The sequence below is a fragment of the Pseudomonas sp. NMI542_15 genome (assembly GCF_021283425.1).
Lineage (GTDB): Bacteria > Pseudomonadota > Gammaproteobacteria > Pseudomonadales > Pseudomonadaceae > Aquipseudomonas > Aquipseudomonas fortuita.
Window position 1 is genome coordinate 150173 of sequence record NZ_JAJSRO010000013.1, and the last position, 15521, is coordinate 165693.

The following is a 15521-nucleotide window of genomic DNA, read 5'->3' on the forward strand; positions in this document are numbered from 1 at the left end:
GCAGCGCCGATGTGCTGGATCAGGCTGCGAATGGCGCCGAGGAACTGGTTGAACCAGCTGGCCAGTTGCGCGGTTTCGTCGCGGCCACGGATTTCCAGGTTGCGGGTCAGGTCGCCTTCACCTTGGGCAATGTCTTCCAGGCCATTGGTGACGCTGTTGATCGGGCGCACGATCAGTTTGGCGAAAGCCGCACCGACCACGGCGAACAGCACGGCCAGCACCAAGGCGATGACGCCGATCAGCCAGGTCAGCCGGGTGGTGTTCTGCATCACTTCGCTTTGTTCGATCAGGCCGATGAAGGTCCAGCCCAGTTGTTCGTCGGGGTAGACGTTAGCCATGTAGCGCACGCCATTGAGCTCGACCTCCACCAGGCCTTTGCCGGCCTTGGCCAGTGCGGCATAACCGTCGCCGAAGCTGGCCAGCTGCTTGAAATTGTGAGCGGCGTCGCGAGGGTCGACCATGACGTTGCCGTTGCTTTCAACCAGCATCAGGTAGCCGCTTTCACCCAGCTTGATCTGTTTGACGATCTCGGTCAGGCCCTTGAGCGATACGTCGATGTTGACCACGCCGCCGGGGTTGCCCAGCTGGTTCGCCACGGCCCGCACGGTGCTGACCAGCACCGCGTCGTCGGCGGCCCAGTAGTAGGCACCGGTACGCACGGTCTTGCCCGGGTTGGCCATGGCCAATTGGTACCAGGGGCGGGTGCGTGGGTCGTAATTGACGAACTTTTGCCCGGCAGGCCAGCCGGTGTAGCCGCCATCGTTCACCCCGTAAGAGAGGTAGGCATAGGAGGGGTGTGCGTTGGCCAGACGGGTCATGAAATCAAGGAGCTTGCTGGCTTGCTCGCCCAGTTCGTAGGACGGGGCGGCGCTCATGTACTTGTTCAGCTCGCTGCCGGTGGCGGCGACCATTGGCTGGGAAGCCATGTACTCGACGTTCTGGTTGATGCCTTGGAAGAAGATGTTCATCGCGTTGCTGACCTGGCGGATTTCCCGGCTGCTACCGTCGAGGAATCCGTCGCGGGCTTCGCCACGCAGGTTGAGGACCACCAGCGTGGCCACGAGGACAATGGGCAAGCCGGCGATGACCGCGAATGCCCAGGTCAATTTCTGTTTGATGCTCATCGACGCTCCCGGAATTTTTATTGTCGACCCACGAGGCAGGTAGCCAATACATCGGCAGCATCCCGGTTTTATGAAGCAAAACCCCCGTATTTATTGGATAAAGTCGCAGTTGGTGACTATTCGGTCGTGTTTGGACACTTTTGGCATACCAAACGCGGGTGAACGATCAGCGACAGCAGCTTTCAGCAGCTCCATTGGCCAAGTCTTTGAGGATAGGGCAGTCCGGGCGGTCGTCCCCCTGGCAATGCGAAACCAGCTCGCCGAGGGTATCGCGCAGGCTCACCAGCTCTTCGATGCGCCGGTTCAGCTCATTAATGTGCTGCATGGCCAGCGCTTTCACATCGGCGCTGGCACGTTGGCGGTCCTGCCACAGGGTCAGCAGCTTGCCGACCTCTTCCAGGGAAAAGCCCAAGTCGCGTGACCGCTTGATGAAGGCCAGGCTGTGCAAGTCTTCTGCCTGGTACAGGCGGTAGCCGCTGTCGCTGCGCGTGGCAGGCTTGAGCAGGCCGATGGATTCGTAATAACGGATCATCTTGGTGCTAAGCCCGCTGCGGCGGGCGGCCTGGCCGATGTTCATGGCGCCTCCTCGGTGGTGCTGGTGGGTTTCCATGCCTTGAGCCACAGCGCGTTGCTGACCACGCTGACGCTGGACAAGGCCATGGCGGCGCCGGCCAGTACCGGGTTGAGGTAACCCAGCGCCGCCAGCGGGATGCCGACCAGGTTATAGATGAACGCCCAGAACAGGTTCTGGCGGATCTTGGCGTAGGTCTTGCGGCTGATTTCCAGGGCTGCAGGCACCAGGCGCGGGTCACCTCGCATCAGGGTGATGCCGGCGGCCTGCATGGCCACGTCGGTACCGCCACCCATGGCAATGCCGATATCGGCGGCGGCCAGGGCCGGGGCGTCGTTGATGCCATCGCCGACCATGGCGACCACGCCATTTTGCTTGAGCGCAGCCACGGTGGCGGCCTTGTCTGCGGGCAGCACTTCGGCATGGACATCATCGATGCCCAGGGCGTCAGCCACCACGTTGGCGCTGCCGCGGTTGTCGCCGGTCAGCAGGTGGCTGCTGATGTGCTGTGCGCGCAGGGTGTCGATAGCCTGCGCGGCGCCGGGCTTGAGGCTGTCACCAAAGGCGAACAGGCCCAGCACACGAGGTTGAGTGCCGCGTTCAATCAACCACGACAGAGTGCGCCCTTCTGCTTCCCAGGCCTGGGCCTTGGCGGCCAGGTCACCGGGCTGCAGAGCGCTTTCGTCGAGCAGGCGGCGGTTGCCCAGGGCGAGCTCGCGGTCCTCTACACGCCCGGCGATGCCGCGACCGGTCAGCGACTGGCTGCCGGTAACAATTGGCACCTCCAACCCCTGATCGGCGCAGGCATCCAGCACCGCCTTGGCCAGTGGGTGCTCGCTGCCGCGCTGCAGGGCACCGGCCAGGCGGTGCAGGTCGGCACTGCTGCCTACTTGCGCCTGGCTGTGGACCACCCGTGGGCTGCCGGAGGTAAGCGTGCCGGTCTTGTCGAAGACCACGCAGTTGACCGCATGGGCACGCTCCAGGGCTTCGGCGTCCTTGATCAGGATGCCATGGCGGGCGGCAACCCCGGTGCCGGCCATGATTGCTGCAGGCGTGGCCAGGCCAAGGGCGCAGGGGCAGGCGATGACCAGCACCGCTACGGCGTTGATCAGCGCGGTTTCCAGCGGTGCGCCGGCCAGCCACCAGCCGATCAGGGTGATCAGTGCCAGCACCAGCACAGCCGGGACGAACACTTGGCTGACCCGGTCGACCAGCTTTTGGATCGGCGCCTTGGCGGCCTGGGCGTCTTCGACCAGGCGGATGATACGGGCCAGCACGGTTTCGGTGCCCAGCGCCTGGGTGCGCACCCGCAACCGGCCTTCGCCATTGATGGCACCACCGGTGACACTGTCGCCGGGTTGCTTGGGCACCGGCAGGCTCTCGCCGCTGATCAGGGCTTCATCGGCATGGCTGCTGCCGTCCTCGACCACACCATCGACCGGGAACCGCTCGCCGGGCTTGACCAGTACCAGGTCGCCCAGGCGCAGCTGGGCGATGGCCACATCTTGCTCCTGGCCGTCGACGATACGCACGGCGCGTTCCGGTCGCAGCGCTTCAAGAGCGCGGATGGCACTCGCGGTCTGGCGTTTGGCACGGCTCTCCAGGTACTTGCCCAGCAGCACAAGGGCAATCACCACGGCCGAGGCCTCAAAGTACAGGTGTGGGACCATGCCGGCAGGCGCCTGCGCCCACTGGTACAGGCTCAAGCCGTAGCCTGCGCTGGTGCCCAGGGCCACTAGCAGGTCCATGTTGCCGGCACCGGCGCGCACGGCCTTCCAGGCCGCTACGTAGAAGCGTGCGCCGAGTATGAACTGCACGGGTGTGGCCAGCAGGAACTGCGCCCACGCGGGCAACATCCAGTGCAGGCCGAACGGCTGCACCAGCATTGGCAGTACCAGTGGCAGGGCCAACAGCAAGGCTGCGCCGACCGCCAGGCGCTCATTGCGCAATTTGCGCTGGGCAGCGTTTTGTTCGTCTTTGACCGTTTGCGGCAGGCTGGCGCTATAGCCGGCCTTTTGCACCGCGTCGATCAGCAGGCTGTCGTCGAGGGCCTCGAGCACCTTGAGGTGCGCGCGTTCGCTGGCGAGGTTGACGCTGACCTGCTCGACCCCGGGCAGCTTGCCCAGGGCGCGCTCCACGCGGCCGACGCAGCTGGCGCAGGTCATGCCGCCAATTTGCAATTCGACAGTACGGCTGGGCACGCTGTAGCCGGCTTCGCGCACGGCGTCGACCAGGGCGGGCAGGCTGTTGGCCGGGGCCTGGACCCGGGCCTGTTCGGTGGCGAGGTTGACGCTGACCTGTTCAGCGCCGGTGACCTTGCGCAGGGCGCGCTCGACCCGGCCGGCACAGCTGGCGCAGGTCATGCCGGCGATCGGCAGGTCATACGTGGTGGATGCGGGCATGGCTCTCCTCCTTGGACAGGCCTCCAGCATCAACCTTGCCATGCAGGTAAGGTCAATAGCCCAGGCCGGCTCGCTTCAACTCCAACCCATATTGCCCCATGGCGATGCGGTATTTGTTGATCTGGCCCGACTGCAAGTTCAAACGTGTGCTGCGTTGATCTTCGATACCCTGTGCACAGCCTGGCACCTGCCCTGGTAGCAGGCGCAGGCGCACATCCACCGGGCCGGGCGGCAGGTTGAAGGAGGTGGACTGCTCCTGGAACACGCGCCCGGAAAGCTGATCGTTGAGGTAGACGCCGATTTCGCAGTTGGTGGCCACTTCCAGGCGTTCCCGGGAGATGATCAGTACGCTGTAGTCCGAGTTGCCCTCGGCGCTGGCCGGTGGCACCACAGCCAGAGTGCTCAATAGCCCGACCACGCCCAATGCTGCCCTGAACATGAAGAATCTCCTGCTTGCCTGATCGTCAAACGCGAAGCTTGGCCGACGCGGGCGCGGATTTCCAGCCCAGGTGTTGCTGGCAGGGCTTGACCTTGCCCCGATGGCAAGCTTGAGACTCGTTGAAAACCTGAAGGAGGCAACCCCCATGCAAGTGTTCAATGTACAAGGCATGACCTGTGGCCATTGCGTGAAAGCCGTGACCCGCGCGGTGCAGGAGCAGGATGCAGCGGCCAAGGTCGAGATCGACCTGGCAGCCAAGCAGGTACGAGTGCAGAGTGAACTGGGGCAGGAGCAGATCCTTACCGCCATTCGTGATGAAGGTTATCAGGCCGAACTCGCCTGAAGACTTGCCAGTGGGAGACTCACCTGTGGGAGCGGGCGTGCCCGCGAACACCGGCGTAACCGGTGCCATCCACCGCGTTGCCTGATTCGCAGGCACGCCCGGTCCCACAGGGACTACGGCAGTTTTCAGGTTCCGAGCGAGGCAGTTGTCCTCGCAACGCGCAGGTTTGTTGCAAATGTTTTCAGCCTGGTAGGCCCCACAGCAGGTAGAATTGTGCACTTGCTTAGCCTGCTATGGATTCCTGATGAACCTGCGAATGGTGCTCATCCTGGGTGCACTCAGTGCGTTCGGGCCCTTGGCGATCGACTTTTACCTGCCCGCCTTCCCGGCCATGGCGCAGGCGTTCGCCACCGATGAAAAACACATCCAGGCCACTTTGGCCGCCTACTTCCTCGGCCTGTCTATCGGCCAGTTGGCCTATGGCCCGGTAGCCGACCGCTTTGGCCGGCGCATACCGCTGATGTTCGGGGTAACCCTGTTCACCCTGGCGTCGCTGGCCTGTGCCTATGCCCCCAACCTCGACACCCTGGTGCTGGCACGCTTCGTCCAGGCTTTGGGTGGTTGTGCCGGCATGGTGCTGTCGCGGGCCATCGTCAGCGATAAGTGCGACCCGGTGGCCTCGGCCAAGGTGTTTTCGCAACTGATGCTGGTCATGGGGCTGGCGCCGATCCTGGCACCGATGCTGGGCGGGGTGCTGGTGAACCTCGCGGGCTGGCAGTCGATTTTCCTGGCCTTGAGCCTGTTCAGTGCCGGCTGCCTGCTGGCGGTCAGCCTGGGCCTGCCGGAAAGCCTGCCTGCGCACATGCCGCGTCAGCCGCTGTCTGGCGCTTTGCGCCAATACCTGCGGTTGCTGGCTGACCGGTTGTTCCTTGGCCATGCGTTGACCGGCGGCATCGCCATTGCCGGCATGTTTGCCTACATCGCTGGTTCGCCTTTCGTGTTCATCAGGCTGTATGACGTGCCGGCCGAGCACTACGGCTGGCTGTTCGGCACCAACGCTGCCGGCTTTATCCTGGTGGCGCAGGTGAATGCACGTTTGTTGGCCAAGCGTGGGCCGGCGTTTCTGTTGGCGCGCGGGGTGTGGGTGTACCTGGCGGCAGGCCTGGCGCTGTTGGGTGTGGCTGCCTTGCAGCCGACACAGTTGTGGCCGCTGCTGGTACCGCTATTCATCTGCATCGCCAGCCTGGGCTGCATCATCCCTAACGCCTCTGCATGCGCGATGAGCGGGCAGGGTGCGCGGGCTGGCAGCGCCTCGGCACTGATGGGCTGCTTGCAGTTCAGCGTCGCCGCAGGGGCGGCGGCACTTGTCGGTGTGCTGCATGATGGCAGTGCGGTACCGATGGCGATGGTGATCAGCGTGTGCGGTGCACTGGCGGTCAGTGTCGCGCTGCTGACCCGGCGCTTGCAGGCCAGGCGTCCCGCATAAGCGGGTGAGGTGCCTGCAGGCGGGTTTCCAGCGTGGCGACAAAGGCCCGCGCCTCAGCCTCGCTGCGGAAACTGACCACGTGTTGATCGAGCTGGACCTGCCAGGGGCAGGCAGGGTTTCGGCTCGATGCGCTGACGACAATTTTCATCGCGGCATACCTCCAGAAGGGGGGAGCCGCTCAAGTGTAGCGCTGCCCCTCTAGCCTGCCACGAGCTGTATCCGTGTCCTGACTGACGGTCGACAGGCGCATTTTCCACACCACGTTTCCTGCTTTGGGCGTAATGCCCGCAAATCTGCAGAACCTTCGCTTCGTTTCGCGCTATTTGTGGAACATCGCTGTAGGCCGTATCTGAAATTGCAGGGCGTCTATTTTTATCAAGATATTTCAGCCCCATTGCGAGCGTATGTGAGAGCGTTGACTGACCGGGCTTCGGGCAGTTTTGCAAGGCCGTTTCACTGGTTGCCATGGGTAGGCATACCCAGTGGCTTTACGCCGTAGGTGCGTCGGTACCTGGTCGCCTGAACGGCGTTTTCTGCGGCCTATACTGGCGACCCGGGCCAGTGACAGCGAGAGGCGCTGCCCTGCCAGAGTTGGCCATCGCATCCACACAGTGAACTTGCAGGGAGTTACAGGGATATGAACGCAGCCAGCAGTATCAGCCAGATTGCCAGCCTGATGGCCGACCCCAAGCGTAGTGCCATGTTGTGGGCACTGATCGATGGTACGCCGCGGCTGGCCAATGAGCTCGCCATAATGACCGGCCTGACCTCGTCATCGGCGTGCGCGCACCTTTCGTTACTGTCGTCGGCCGGTTTGCTCAGGCATGAAGCGCGGGGCCGCAAGCGTTATTTTCGCCTGGCGACACCGCAGGTGGGGGCAGCCGTGGAGGCCCTGGCCAGCGTTCAGTTGGAGAGCGCCAGAGGGGCGCGTGCCAAGGCGCCGGTCTCACCGCTGCCCATGTCGATGCGCCGGGCGCGCCGTTGTGGCGATCACCTTGGCGGGGAACTGGCCAGCGAGCTGTACCATCGACTGGTGGTGGCCGGCTGGCTGGAAGGTAGCGGTCGACAGTTGATGGTCAGTGACGAGGGGCGTTTACAGTTGGCCTCGGTCGGGGTCTACATCGATGCCTTGGCGCCCCACCAGCAACGTGGTTGCGTGATTTGCCGTTGCACCGAGTGGGACGACCAGGCCCCGCACTTGGGCGGTGTGCTGGGCCAGGCACTGTTCAGGCTATTCCTGCAATCGGGCTGGATGCGTGAGGCCGAGGACACGCGGGCATTGCATATCTCGGCGCTGGGCATCCAGCAGATCAATCGCATAGCCCGCGTGGCAACGTTGCAGGTTGGGTAAGCGCAACGCCGTCGTGCAATCAGACCAGCCGGGCATCCAGGCTGTTCTGCGCCAGGCGACGGGCCTGGTCTTCAGTCATGCCCAGATGGGTGTGCAGGGCGTGGAAGTTTTCCGTCACGTAGCCGCCGAAGTAGGCCGGGTCGTCCGAGTTCACCGTGACCTTCACGCCGCGCTCCAGCATGTCCAGGATGTTGTGCTGGCTCATATGGTCGAACACGCAAAGCTTGGTGTTGGACAGCGGGCACACTGTGAGCGGGATCTGCTCATCGATGATGCGTTGCATCAGGCGCTCGTCTTCGATGGCGCGTACGCCGTGGTCGATACGCTTGATTTGCAGCAGGTCCAGCGCTTCCCAGATGTACTCGGGCGGGCCTTCTTCGCCGGCATGGGCGACGGCAACAAAGCCTTCGTTGCGGGCACGGTCGAAAACGCGCTGGAATTTGCTCGGCGGGTGGCCCATTTCCGAGCTGTCCAGGCCAACGGCAATGAACGCTTCGCGGAACGGCAGGGCCTGGTCGAGGGTTTTTTGCGCTTCCTCTTCACTGAGGTGGCGCAGGAAACTGAGGATCAGGCCACTGCTGATGCCCAGCTGCTTGCGGCCATCCTTCAGCGCCTGGTTGATGCCATTGAGCACCACCTCGAAGGGGATGCCGCGGTCGGTGTGTGTTTGCGGGTCGAAGAACGGTTCGGTGTGGATCACGTTCTGGGCTTTGCAACGTTGCAGGTAGGCCCAGGTCAGGTCGTAAAAGTCCTGCTCGGTACGCAGCACATCTGCGCCCTGGTAATACAGGTCGAGGAACTCCTGCAGGTTGTTGAAGGCATAGGCACCGCGCAAGGTCTCCACATCGGCCCAGGGCAGGGCAATCTTGTTGCGCTCGGCCAGGGCGAACAGCAACTCAGGCTCCAGCGAGCCCTCCAGGTGCAGGTGCAGTTCGGCCTTGGGCAGGGCGTTCAACCAGTCATACATAGTGGATCATCTCAATCAGGTACGGTTGCCGCCATTCTACAGGGCCTGGCCGGGCATTGCGCCCGGCCAGGCTGCGACCCGGTGAATCACCAGACCAAGGGTTCGCCCTTGTAGTTGATGAAGCGCAGGCCGCCGGTGCCGCTTTGTGCATTGATCTGGTCGAGCATGCCGCGGGTGCTGGTGAACACGTCAATTTCGGCGTTTTCGCCACCCATGTCGGTTTTCACCCAGCCTGGGTGCATGGCCAGTACGCACAGGTCGGGGCGCTGTTGCTCGACCACGAAGCTGTTGATCATTGAGTTCAGCGCTGCCTTGCTGGCCTTGTACAGGCAGATTTCACCACCGTCGGGGATGGTCACGCTGCCCAGGATCGAACTCATGAAGGCCAGCACGCCGCTGCCTTCGCGTACCTGGCCCACCAGGCGACGGGCCACGCGGATCGGGGCCACGGCATTGGTCATGAACAAGTCGCCGATGTCGCTGCGCTGTACCGTTTCCAGGTTTTGCGGCAGGGGCCCCATGACGCCCGCGTTAACGAACACCAGATCGAACACTTGGCCATGCAGGCGTTGTTGCAAGCCATCGAGCTGGGCGGTTTCGTTCATTTCCAGCTGTTCGATGCGCACGCCAGGCACGTCTGCCAGGGCGCCGGGTTGCTGCGGGTTGCGCACGGTGGCGGTGATGTTCCAGCCGTCTTCGTTCAGGCGCTGCACCAGGCCAAGGCCAAGCCCGCGCGAGGCGCCAATGATAAGTGCGGTTTTTGCGTTAGCCATGTGAACGCGCTCCATGGTCGGTGGTAAGGAAAGGTATTGAGGATAATGCACAGCGGCAGTCACTGCCTTGCCAATGGCTGTATAAAAAGTGATCAGCTGCACCCGGGCCTTGCCTGGCCGGGCGTTGCGCCTGTTGGCGCACGGGTTATCCACAAGCTGGTCCACAGTTATTGTGTGCAAGCTCAGGGCGGTGCAGGCCCGCCCGTCGGGTTGCGTACTGGGGATAACTCTTGGGCTTTCAGCACTTTGCGGCTGTCATCAAACGGTGATCAAAATATGATCAAAGCTCTGCAGGCTATGAAAACTGTAGCCTGCAAGCGATTGCCCCAAGCTTATCCACAGGCGGGCCCACAGTTGTTGTGGGCAATGTTCAGCGTGCTTCGAGCAGGATGCGCCCGCGGCTCAGGTCCGCCAGTTGCTGCTGCAGCGGCGCCAGGTGGGCGTCACCGAGTGCAATCAGCAGGTCGACGCCATTGGCAGTGAACTGTTCATCCAGTACCAGGCCGTCGACCTCCGCCAGCCGAAGTTTTACCAGCGCAAGTTCGCTGAAACTGCAGCTGCAGGTGAATTCGCTGCGCTGCACCAGCAGCCGCTTGGGCGCCTGTTGCAGGCACTTGTTGGCGCCGCCGCCATAGGCCCTGGCCAGGCCACCAGTGCCCAGCTGGATGCCGCCGTACCAGCGGATCACCAGCACCACGACCTGGTCGCAGTCCTGCGCTTCGATAGCGGCCAGGATCGGCCTGCCTGCGGTCCCGCCGGGTTCGCCGTCATCGCTGCTGCGGTACTGCGCGCCGAGCTTCCAGGCCCAGCAGTTGTGAGTGGCAGCCAGGTCGCTGTGGCGTTCGATGAAACTCATCGCATCGGCAGCACTGCTGATCGGCCCGGCAAGGGTGATGAAGCGGCTTTTGCGTATTTCCTCGCGGTATTCGCAGAGGTCGAGCAGGGTAGAAGGCATAAATGACGGTTACACAGCCGGCTTGATGCCGCAGCCCTTCAGAATGATGTGGATAAGGTTGTTGCTCGCCTCTTCCATGTCCTGCTTGGTCAGGCGGCTGCGGCCGGTGACCTGGCAGATCTGGGTGGCGAAGTCGGCGTAGTGCTGGGTACTGCCCCATAGCAGGAAGATCAGGTGCACCGGATCGACCGGGTCCATCTTGCCCGCATCGATCCACGCCTGGAACACGGCAGCCCGGCCACGGAACCACTCGCGGTAGTCGGCACTGAAGTATTCGGTCAGGCAGGTGCCGCCGCTGATCACTTCCATGGCGAAAATCCGCGAAGCCTGTGGGTTGCGCCGGGAGAACTCCATCTTGGTGCGGATGTACTGGCTCAGGGCTTCCCCCGGGTCGTCATCGACGCTCAAGGCGTTGAAGGTGCTGTCCCACAATTCGATGATGTTGCTGAGCACGGCAATGTACAGGCCCAGCTTGTTGGTGAAGTAGTAGTGCAGGTTGGCCTTGGGCAGTTCCGCCTTGAGGGCGATGGTGTTCATGCTGGTGCCCTTGAACCCATGGCGAGCGAACTCGTCTTCGGCTGCCTGGATAATGGCCTGTTCGTTTTTCTGGCGGATTCGGCCCGCGGGCTTGCCCGAGGCGGAGAGGCGGTGCGCAGGGACTTCTAGGGTCATGGACGATTCCGTACGGGTCAGTGGCTGCGGCTGTCGGACAAGATTACCTGCCTGCGCCGAAGTGACAAGCGTTTGCGGCAGAGACTGGCATCAACGTGTCGCAGCCAGGCTCTCCAGGAAGCTTTCCAGAACCAGGTTCGGCCGCCGGCCCTTGCGGGTTACCCAGCTCAGGCTCAGGTCATAGAAGCGCTGTTGGGGTTTGAGGGCACGCAAGCGGCCTTGCTGCACCCAGAACGTGGCGTAGTGGTCGGGCAGGTAGCCGATGTAGCGCCCGGTGAGGATCAGAAACGCCATGCCTTCGCGGTCCGAAGCACTGGCCGTGCAGTTCAACGCCTGGTAATGGGCCTGGATGTCGGCTGGCAGGCGGAAGGTGGGGGTAATGGCTTCCTGGCTGTTGAGGCGGTCGTCGTCGACCTGCTGGTCATCGGCATAGAACAGCGGGTGCCCAACGGCGCAATACAACAGCGAGCGTTCGCTGTACAACGGTTGGTACTCAAGGCCCGACAGCGGGCTGGTTTGGGGTACCACACCGACATGCAGGCTGCCGTCGAGCACGCCATGTTCGACCTGGCTGGGGGCGATCATGCGGATCTGGATACGCACCTCGGGCCCACGGTCCTTGAGTTCGGCCAGGGCATGGGTGATGCGCATGTGCGGCAGGGTGACCAGGTTATCGGTAAGGCCAATGTTCAATTCGCCACGCAAGTGCTGGTGCAGGCCGTTTACCTCGGTGCGAAAGCTTTCCAGGGCGCTTAGCAGTTGCAGTGCCGAATGGTAGACCTCGCGGCCTTCCTCGGTCAGCGAGAAACCGGCGCGGCCGCGCTGGCACAGGCGCAACCCCAGGCGTTGCTCAAGGTCGTTCATTTGCTGGCTGATGGCCGAGCGGCCAATGCCCAGCACGTTTTCGGCGGCCGAGAAGCCGCCGCATTCGACCACGCTGCGGTAGATCTTCAGCAAGCGGATGTCGAAATCGCTGACTTGGGCGAGTGGATCGGGGCGTCGGCTCATCAGTTTAGTCACGGCCTGTCTGAAGATTAGAAATGTTGGCTTTTTCAGACTTTATCGCCGTGCCAATTTAGCTGCAACAACATCCATCGTTGCCTAATCGTCTTTCGAGGAACCGCCGATGAACATGCCCGAAACCGCTACCGTCGGTATCGCCAGCCAGCTCAAGCTGGATGCCCACTGGATGCCCTACACCGCCAACCGCAACTTCCACCGTGACCCACGGTTGATCGTGGCGGCCGAAGGCAACTATTTGGTCGATGACCAAGGGCGCAAGATCTTTGATGCCCTGTCGGGTCTGTGGACCTGCGGCGCCGGGCACACCCGCAAGGAAATCACCGACGCGGTGACCCGCCAGCTGAGTACTCTGGATTACTCTCCGGCGTTTCAGTTTGGCCACCCGCTGTCGTTCCAGCTGGCCGAGAAGATCACCCAGCTGACCCCTGGTGAACTGAATCACGTCTTTTATACCAACTCCGGTTCCGAGTGCGCCGATACCGCGCTGAAGATGGTCCGTGCCTACTGGCGCCTCAAAGGCCAGGCGACCAAGACCAAGATCATTGGCCGTGCCCGTGGCTATCACGGCGTGAACATCGCTGGTACCAGCCTGGGTGGCGTCAACGGTAACCGCAAGATGTTCGGCCAGTTGCTTGATGTCGACCACCTGCCTCACACCGTACTGCCGGTGAACGCCTTCTCCAAGGGGCTGCCAGAAGAGGGCGGTATTGCCCTGGCGGACGAAATGCTCAAGCTGATCGAGCTGCACGATGCCTCCAACATCGCTGCGGTGATCGTTGAGCCGCTGGCCGGCTCGGCCGGTGTACTGCCGCCGCCGAAGGGTTACCTGAAGCGCCTGCGTGAAATCTGCACCCAGCACAACATCCTGCTGATCTTCGACGAAGTGATCACCGGCTTCGGCCGCATGGGGGCGATGACCGGCGCCGAAGCGTTCGGCGTGACCCCGGACCTGATGTGCATCGCCAAGCAGGTAACCAACGGCGCCATCCCGATGGGCGCGGTGATTGCCAGCAGCGAGATCTATCAGACTTTCATGAACCAGCCGACCCCTGAATACGCCGTGGAATTCCCGCACGGCTACACCTATTCGGCTCACCCGGTAGCCTGCGCCGCCGGTATCGCCGCGCTGGACCTGTTGCAGAAGGAAAACCTGGTGCAGTCCGCCGCCGAGCTGGCGCCGCACTTCGAGAAGCTGCTGCACGGCGTGAAAGGCACCAAAAACGTCGTTGATATCCGTAACTACGGCTTGGCCGGCGCCATTCAGATCGCCGCCCGTGACGGTGATGCCATTGTCCGCCCTTACGAAGTGGCGATGAAGTTGTGGAAGGCAGGCTTCTATGTACGCTTCGGTGGCGACACCTTGCAGTTCGGCCCAACATTCAACACCACGCCGCAGCAACTGGATCGCCTGTTCGACGCCGTTGGCGAAAACCTGAACCTGATCGACTGATCTTTCCGATTTTGATGCCAGGCGCGTGCACGTGTCCCGCGCCTGCATTTACCTTCTTTATCTGGAGTTTTGCATGAGCATTGTTCAGCACCTGATCCATGGCGAGCTGGTTTCCAAGGGTGAGCGCACCGCCGATGTCTTCAACCCGTCCACCGGCCAGGCTGTGCGCAAGGTCGAATTGGCCAGCCGCGCGACCGTGCAAGAAGCGATCGACTCCGCCAAAGCGGCCTTCCCGGCCTGGCGCAACACCCCGCCGGCCAAGCGCGCCCAGGTGATGTTCCGCTTCAAGCAATTGCTGGAGCAGAACGAAGCCAAGATTTCGCAGATGATCAGCGAAGAGCATGGCAAGACCCTGGAAGACGCAGCCGGCGAACTGAAGCGCGGTATCGAGAACGTTGAGTTCGCCTGCGCAGCACCAGAAGTGTTGAAGGGCGAGTACAGCCGCAACGTCGGCCCGAACATCGATGCCTGGTCCGACTTCCAGCCGTTGGGCGTGGTCGCTGGCATCACCCCGTTCAACTTCCCGGCCATGGTGCCGCTGTGGATGTACCCCCTGGCTATCGCCTGCGGCAACGCTTTCATCCTCAAGCCTTCCGAGCGTGACCCGAGCTCGACCCTGTACATCGCCCAGCTGCTGCTGGAAGCCGGCCTGCCGAAGGGCATCCTGAACGTGGTGCACGGCGACAAGGAAGCGGTGGATGCGCTGATCGAAGCGCCTGAAGTAAAAGCACTGAGCTTCGTCGGTTCAACGCCGATCGCCGAATACATCTATGCCGAAGGCACCAAGCGCGGCAAGCGCGTACAAGCCTTGGGTGGCGCGAAGAACCACGCAGTACTGATGCCGGATGCCGACCTGGACAACGCCGTCAGCGCACTGATGGGTGCCGCCTACGGTTCGTGCGGCGAGCGTTGCATGGCTATTTCGGTGGCGGTCTGCGTGGGCGATCAGGTGGCCGATGCCCTGATTGCCAAACTGGAGCCGCAGATCAAGGCACTGAAGATTGGTGCCGGCACCTCGTGTGGCTTGGACATGGGCCCTCTGGTGACTGCTGCTGCCCGTGACAAGGTAGTGGGTTATATCGATGACGGTGTTGCTGCTGGTGCCAAGCTGGTGGTAGATGGCCGTGGTTTGCGTGTGGCCGGCAATGAAGATGGCTACTTCGTGGGTGGCACCCTGTTCGACAAGGTGACCCCGCAGATGCGCATCTATAAAGAAGAGATCTTTGGCCCGGTGCTGTGTGTAGTGCGTGTGAACAGCCTGGAGCAGGCCATGCAGCTGATCAATGATCACGAGTATGGCAACGGTACCTGCATCTTTACCCGTGACGGTGAAGCGGCGCGCCTGTTCTGCGACGAGATCGAAGTGGGCATGGTCGGTGTAAACGTGCCGCTGCCGGTCCCGGTGGCCTATCACAGCTTTGGCGGCTGGAAGCGTTCGCTGTTCGGTGATCTGCATGCTTATGGGCCGGATGGGGTGCGCTTCTATACCCGTCGCAAAGCGATTACCCAGCGCTGGCCGCAGCGTTCCAGCCATGAAGCGTCGCAGTTTGCATTCCCTAGCCTTTAAGGTCGGTCAATAACGCGGGGAGGCCGAAAGGCCTCCCCGCTTTGTTTTTCAGCAATATCAGGGTTTCTTGAAATTAAAGGTTGACGCCCTTCTGAATCCCCTTATAATGCGCCCCACTTCCAGCGACATCGGAACGACAAACTCCTTGAGATTCAATGAGTTAGGTAGTTAAGGTGGCGTTGAAAGGGCTACGATCGAAAGATCGCAAGCGGTTGAAATGGTGGTTGACAGCGCTTCTAAACGCTGTATGATTCACCTCCCGCTACGAGAGATCGCAGCGAGTTAAGTGTTTGAAGCTAAACGAGTTTCTCGCAAAAAACTTCAAAATAAACGCTTGACAGGCTCTGAGGAAAGCGTATAATGCGCGCCTCGGTTGAGACGAAAAGCTCTTAACCAAACGCTCTTTAACAAATCGAATCAACCAATTCGTGTGGGTGCTTGTGAGTACGGACTGATAG

The 15521-nt window shown here is 62.0% G+C and carries 14 protein-coding genes and 1 pseudogene; 5 read left to right on the forward strand and 10 right to left on the reverse strand.

Going from position 1 to position 15521, the window contains the following annotated elements; all coding sequences use genetic code 11:
• Positions 1–38 precede the first annotated feature (38 nt).
• The 4 genes and pseudogenes from LU684_RS30775 to LU684_RS19195 all read right to left on the reverse strand — a co-directional run.
• Positions 39–1124: pseudogene (locus tag LU684_RS30775) on the reverse strand (cache domain-containing sensor histidine kinase); the annotation flags it as partial.
• Positions 1125–1290: 166 nt separating this feature from the next.
• Positions 1291–1701, reverse strand: a complete 411-nt coding sequence (gene cueR / locus LU684_RS19185) for a Cu(I)-responsive transcriptional regulator (RefSeq protein ID WP_016484760.1) — start codon at positions 1699–1701, stop codon at positions 1291–1293.
• Positions 1698–4097 (reverse strand): heavy metal translocating P-type ATPase, encoded by a 2400-nt coding sequence (locus LU684_RS19190; RefSeq protein ID WP_232894915.1) that lies wholly within the window; start codon positions 4095–4097, stop codon positions 1698–1700. Before LU684_RS19190 ends, cueR begins: the two co-directional genes overlap by 4 nt.
• A 52-nt stretch (positions 4098–4149) precedes the next feature.
• The gene (locus LU684_RS19195; RefSeq protein ID WP_016484762.1) at positions 4150–4536 is read right to left on the reverse strand and encodes a hypothetical protein; all 387 of its coding nucleotides are present in this window, start codon (positions 4534–4536) and stop codon (positions 4150–4152) included.
• A gap of 145 nt (positions 4537–4681) precedes the next feature.
• Between LU684_RS19195 and LU684_RS19200 the strand changes: the two genes are divergently transcribed.
• Complete coding sequence (locus LU684_RS19200; RefSeq protein ID WP_016484763.1) at positions 4682–4879, forward strand: heavy-metal-associated domain-containing protein; 198 nt, start codon at positions 4682–4684, stop codon at positions 4877–4879.
• A 244-nt stretch (positions 4880–5123) separates the two neighbouring features.
• Positions 5124–6305 (forward strand): multidrug effflux MFS transporter, encoded by a 1182-nt coding sequence (locus LU684_RS19205; protein ID WP_232894916.1) that lies wholly within the window; start codon positions 5124–5126, stop codon positions 6303–6305.
• On the opposite strand, the gene LU684_RS19210 is transcribed toward LU684_RS19205, so the two are convergent.
• Complete coding sequence (locus LU684_RS19210) at positions 6256–6453, reverse strand: hypothetical protein (protein WP_080640992.1); 198 nt, start codon at positions 6451–6453, stop codon at positions 6256–6258. The genes LU684_RS19205 and LU684_RS19210 overlap by 50 nt on opposite strands.
• Positions 6454–6942: 489 nt before the next feature.
• Between LU684_RS19210 and LU684_RS19215 the strand changes: the two genes are divergently transcribed.
• Positions 6943–7656: an ArsR/SmtB family transcription factor gene (locus LU684_RS19215; protein ID WP_016484765.1), complete on the forward strand. Its 714-nt coding sequence runs from the start codon at positions 6943–6945 to the stop codon at positions 7654–7656.
• Positions 7657–7675: 19 nt separating this feature from the next.
• Here LU684_RS19215 and LU684_RS19220 read toward each other — a convergent pair whose 3' ends face one another.
• The 5 genes from LU684_RS19220 to LU684_RS19240 all read right to left on the reverse strand — a co-directional run bounded on the left by LU684_RS19220 (position 7676) and on the right by LU684_RS19240 (position 12034).
• The gene (locus LU684_RS19220) at positions 7676–8623 is read right to left on the reverse strand and encodes an adenosine deaminase (RefSeq protein WP_016484766.1); all 948 of its coding nucleotides are present in this window, start codon (positions 8621–8623) and stop codon (positions 7676–7678) included.
• A gap of 86 nt (positions 8624–8709) precedes the next feature.
• Positions 8710–9396 carry an SDR family oxidoreductase gene (locus tag LU684_RS19225; RefSeq protein ID WP_232894917.1) on the reverse strand — a complete coding sequence of 229 codons (687 nt, stop codon included), beginning with the start codon at positions 9394–9396 and terminating at the stop codon, positions 8710–8712.
• A gap of 370 nt (positions 9397–9766) precedes the next feature.
• A complete protein-coding gene (locus LU684_RS19230; RefSeq protein WP_016484768.1) occupies positions 9767–10351 on the reverse strand; it encodes an IMPACT family protein in 585 nt (194 codons plus the stop codon).
• 9 nt (positions 10352–10360) lie between these two features.
• A complete protein-coding gene (locus LU684_RS19235; protein WP_016484769.1) occupies positions 10361–11023 on the reverse strand; it encodes a TetR/AcrR family transcriptional regulator in 663 nt (220 codons plus the stop codon).
• A gap of 90 nt (positions 11024–11113) precedes the next feature.
• Entirely contained in the window at positions 11114–12034 is a 921-nt protein-coding gene (locus LU684_RS19240) for a LysR family transcriptional regulator (RefSeq protein WP_024717596.1), read from the reverse strand.
• 115 nt (positions 12035–12149) lie between these two features.
• Here LU684_RS19240 and LU684_RS19245 point away from each other — a divergent pair, with 115 nt between their 5' ends.
• Entirely contained in the window at positions 12150–13496 is a 1347-nt protein-coding gene (locus LU684_RS19245; protein WP_016484771.1) for an aspartate aminotransferase family protein, read from the forward strand.
• Positions 13497–13569: 73 nt separating this feature from the next.
• Positions 13570–15063 (forward strand): CoA-acylating methylmalonate-semialdehyde dehydrogenase, encoded by a 1494-nt coding sequence (locus LU684_RS19250; protein WP_016484772.1) that lies wholly within the window; start codon positions 13570–13572, stop codon positions 15061–15063.
• The last annotated feature ends 458 nt before the right edge of the window (positions 15064–15521 follow it).